The 2,911-nt window shown below is 72.0% G+C and carries 5 protein-coding genes; 3 read left to right on the top strand and 2 right to left on the bottom strand.

The window, feature by feature from the left end:
- A partial coding sequence (locus VFO68_RS17120) for a type VII secretion protein EccE (RefSeq protein ID WP_325159299.1) occupies positions 1 to 436 on the top strand: 436 nt, incomplete at its 5' end.
- Between the two features lie 16 nt (positions 437 to 452).
- Here the strand turns inward: VFO68_RS17120 and VFO68_RS17115 are convergent.
- Positions 453 to 1,127: a DUF6766 family protein gene (locus VFO68_RS17115; RefSeq protein WP_325159298.1), complete on the bottom strand. Its 675-nt coding sequence runs from the start codon at positions 1,125 to 1,127 to the stop codon at positions 453 to 455.
- Between the two features lie 136 nt (positions 1,128 to 1,263).
- The gene (locus VFO68_RS17110) at positions 1,264 to 1,797 is read right to left on the bottom strand and encodes a phosphatase PAP2 family protein (RefSeq protein WP_325159297.1); all 534 of its coding nucleotides are present in this window, start codon (positions 1,795 to 1,797) and stop codon (positions 1,264 to 1,266) included.
- 90 nt (positions 1,798 to 1,887) lie between these two features.
- Here VFO68_RS17110 and VFO68_RS17105 point away from each other — a divergent pair, with 90 nt between their 5' ends.
- Together VFO68_RS17105 and VFO68_RS17100 are read left to right on the top strand one after the other, a co-directional pair.
- Positions 1,888 to 2,289: a DUF6098 family protein gene (locus tag VFO68_RS17105; protein ID WP_325159296.1), complete on the top strand. Its 402-nt coding sequence runs from the start codon at positions 1,888 to 1,890 to the stop codon at positions 2,287 to 2,289.
- Between the two features lie 125 nt (positions 2,290 to 2,414).
- The gene (locus VFO68_RS17100; protein WP_325159295.1) at positions 2,415 to 2,861 is read left to right on the top strand and encodes a DUF6292 family protein; all 447 of its coding nucleotides are present in this window, start codon (positions 2,415 to 2,417) and stop codon (positions 2,859 to 2,861) included.
- The last annotated feature ends 50 nt before the right edge of the window (positions 2,862 to 2,911 follow it).

Below are 2,911 nucleotides of genomic sequence, written 5' to 3'. Positions count from 1 at the left end.
GGCCGTCGCGGCATTGCGGCTGTCGGCCGAACTGTCCGCCGCCGGCTACCCGAACGCCGTGCTGGACACCCCGGAACTGCACCACGACCTGATCGTGGCGGCCGGCGCCGGCCCGACGCCGCAACGCGGCCGCGAAAGCTGGCGGGAGTGCTCGGTGGACGGTGTGCGCCAGGCATGTTTCCTGCCCCGCCGCGCCGCCGACGTGCTCCCGCTCATCGGCCGGCCTGCCCCGGGCAGCGCGTTCACCTGCGTGGCCTACACGATCAGCCGCGGCGGCGCCGGGCACGACACCGCCGCGGTCCGGCTCGGCCCGGCCCCCACGCTGCCCCGACTCACCCCGCGAGCCGTCGCCGCGCGGCTCGATCCACGGCTGCGCCCGGCCAACGGCCGCCACGGTCAGTACCTCCTGACCACCCTGCCGCTGGCGCTGAGCTGAGCCGGGCCGGCACGCATCAGCCGGACTCGTCGGTGGTGACGTGCGGGGCGCCGACCGGTTTGGACTCCGGTGAGCCACGCTGCCGCAGGTAGATCGACAGCACCACCATCGAGCCGATGGCCAGGAACTCCGACTGCCAGTTCTGCAGGGTGCGGTCCCAGAAGTCTGCGCTTGCCAGGTACTGCGGCCAGCTCACCTGCTCCTGCTGGTGGCTGAGCTGGTCGTTGTTGTAGACCACCAGACCGGCCAACGACTGCGCCAGCCAGGACAGCAGGAACAGTGCGGCCATCAACAGGCCGAGCGAGTTGGAGTACACGGCGGTGCGCCAGCCGCCCGCCCGGGCCCAGGCGGGGGAGTCCTTGGTGGTGTGCGCGCCGAGCCGTTGCTGCTCGTCGGTCTCGCCGCCGATCTCGTGCGGCTGCTTTGACTCCGGCGAACCACGCTGGATCAGCCACACGGTGGCGAGGATGAACAGGAGAAACTGCAGGTACTCCGACTGCCAGTTCTCGGCGACCTCGACGACGAAGTCGCTGGAGGTGACGAACTGCCAGAACGAGGCCACCGGCTCGCCGTGGGCACGCTGCGTCTCGTTGAACTCGGCCAGCCCGGCGAACGCCTGGCCGACCAGCGCGGCCAGGAACAGCACTCCGAACGCCAGGCCGAGGCCGTTGTCCCGCAGCACCCTTCTCATTCGGCCCCCTTACCGGCCCAGAACCCCGATGACGATGAAGTACGCCAGGCCGCCCAGGATGACGGTCAGATAGGCGGTGAACAGGCCACGGCGCATCATGGGCCCAGAATGACCAGGGCATCCGGCAGGCAAACCTTCAGCGATCAAGAAACCGGCCGGCCAGCACGGCGGTCGCGGTCCCGAGGGTGACCCCGGCGAGCAGGTCGGTCGGCCAGTGCACCCGGGTGCGCAACCGGCCGTAGCTGGAGGTGAGGGTCAGCGGCGCGACCAGAGCGGCCCGGCGGAGGTCGTGCACGGCCAGGGCGGCGGTGAACGCGGCCGCCGTCGCCGCGTGCGCCGAGGGAAACGACGAGGAGTCCGGGCGTTCCGGCAGGCTCCGGCGGGCCGGACCGCCGGGCGGCTCGGGCCGGGCCCGGCGCGGCACCACCCGTTTGACCAGATGGGCCAGGCCCAGTGCGCTGAGCACGGCCAGGGCGGCGTGCCGGGCCGCCCGCCGGTCGCCGCCGGGACGCAGCGCCTCCGCGGCACACAGCGCCAGCCACAGCGCGCCGCCGCGACCGGCCGTGGTCACCGCGATCACCGCCGGGTTCGGTGGCCGGTTCGGCAGCACGGGCACGCTGGCCACCGCCCGGGCCTCGACCCGGTTCAGCCTGTCCCACCGCCGACCCATGCGTTCCCTCCATCGCGCGTTGCCGTTCCCGGCGTGATTCCCCGGTCCGAACCGGGGTAAACCGTGCTGAACTGCGTGAACGGAGGACCGATGCATACCGTGACCCGGCTTGCCGAACTGGCCGAGCTGGTTGAGCTCGACGTTCCGGTGTATCTGCGGTACTCCCCGGGACCGGAGGCGGACGCGGTGCATCCCAGCGTCGACCACGAGAGCGGGTTGGCCATGCCCGGTCATTCGGCCAACCCGCTGCGACCACCCGGCTGGTGGACCCTGCCCACCGAGGACTGGCTGGCCCGGGCGGTGTGCCAGTACCGGCACAAGATCGGCGAGGGGGCCCGGCCGTGGGTGCTCACCGGAGTCGTGGTCGATGTCGGTCCGGACAACGAACCGCTGCTGGTCGCGGTGCGGCCGCTGGCCTGGCTGGCGCCGGAACTGCTGACCGAGGCCCATGACCGGTACCGGGCCCGGATGAAGGTCGGAAACCAAACCTAGATCACCCGTCTGGGGCGATGAGGTTTGGCCGGGGGTGCCCGGGGGATACCTCGACCTTGGATCGGTGGCGTCAAACAGCCGGCGTTTCCCGTTCCATCAGACCGCCCGGTTAGGGGAGGCCAGTGATGGAGTTGGAATTCGAGTCGGCTGCGGCGCGTGGGCTGCACGGTTACGTGTCGCTGGTGGCGGCGGCGCTGGGTCTGTCCGGGCCCGGCTGGACGGTGCAGCCGGAGCCGCCGGCCAGCGCCTACCTGGCGGTCGACCTGCGGCATCCGCACTACCCCGGCTGGGACACCGCGTTGCTGTGGCACGAACTGTGCGGCTGGTCGCTGGCCGTGGAGCCGAGGGCCACCGGGGATCTGCGCGTGGTGGCCTACCTGGGCGGCGACGTGCTGCCCGACCCCGACCTGGTCGCGGCGTTCGCCGTCCGGGAGACCAGCGTGGCGCGGACCGAACGCCCCGCCGGGCGGCCGGACCCGCCGCGGTTGCGCGACGGCGGCCCCGATGATCTGGCGGACCGGCTGGCGTCCTACGCCACCGGGCACGCCGTGCCGGCGGTGTCGTTCGGGTGACCGTCCATAGTGGACGCTGCTTCCAGGTTTTCCTTGCCGTCATTGAGGTA

Source organism: Actinophytocola sp., from assembly GCF_035712165.1.
Taxonomy (GTDB): Bacteria; Actinomycetota; Actinomycetes; order Mycobacteriales; family Pseudonocardiaceae; genus DASYTH01.
Note: the sequence above shows the minus strand (reverse complement) of the source record. Positions and strands in the feature narration are given on the sequence as shown.